This window comes from Bacillus cereus group sp. MYBK108-1, from assembly GCF_051917185.1.
GTDB lineage: Bacteria > Bacillota > Bacilli > Bacillales > Bacillaceae_G > Bacillus_A > Bacillus_A cereus.
In genome coordinates this window covers 1-579 of record NZ_JBQAHZ010000070.1, presented here as the reverse complement: position 1 = coordinate 579, position 579 = coordinate 1, and the positions used below count along the sequence as shown (strand labels likewise).

Here is a 579-nt window from a genome sequence, read left to right as displayed (position 1 = left end):
TACTGGTCCTACTGGAGATACCGGTCCTACTGGAGATACCGGTCCTACTGGAGATACCGGTCCTACTGGAGATACCGGTCCTACTGGAGATACTGGTCCTACTGGAGATACTGGTCCTACTGGAGATACTGGTCCTACTGGAGATACCGGTCCTACTGGAGATACTGGTCCTACTGGAGATACTGGTCCTACCGGTGCAACTGGTCCTACTGGAGATACTGGTCCTACTGGAGATACCGGTCCTACTGGAGATACCGGTCCTACTGGAGATACCGGTCCTACTGGAGATACCGGTCCTACTGGAGATACTGGTCCTACTGGAGATACCGGTCCTACTGGAGATACCGGTCCTACTGGAGATACCGGTCCTACTGGAGATACTGGTCCTACTGGAGATACTGGTCCTACTGGAGATACCGGTCCTACCGGAGATACTGGTCCTACTGGAGATACCGGTCCTACTGGAGATACTGGTCCTACCGGTGCAACTGGTCCTACTGGAGATACCGGTCCTACTGGAGATACTGGTCCTACCGGTGCAACTGGTCCTACTGGAGATACCGGTCCTACTGGAGATAC

At 53.9% G+C, this 579-nt stretch carries 1 protein-coding gene; it reads left to right on the top strand.

Annotated features, from left to right (window positions below; translation table 11 throughout):
- A partial coding sequence (locus ACTFSL_RS31105) for a hypothetical protein (protein ID WP_440042971.1) occupies positions 1 to 579 on the top strand: 579 nt, incomplete at both ends.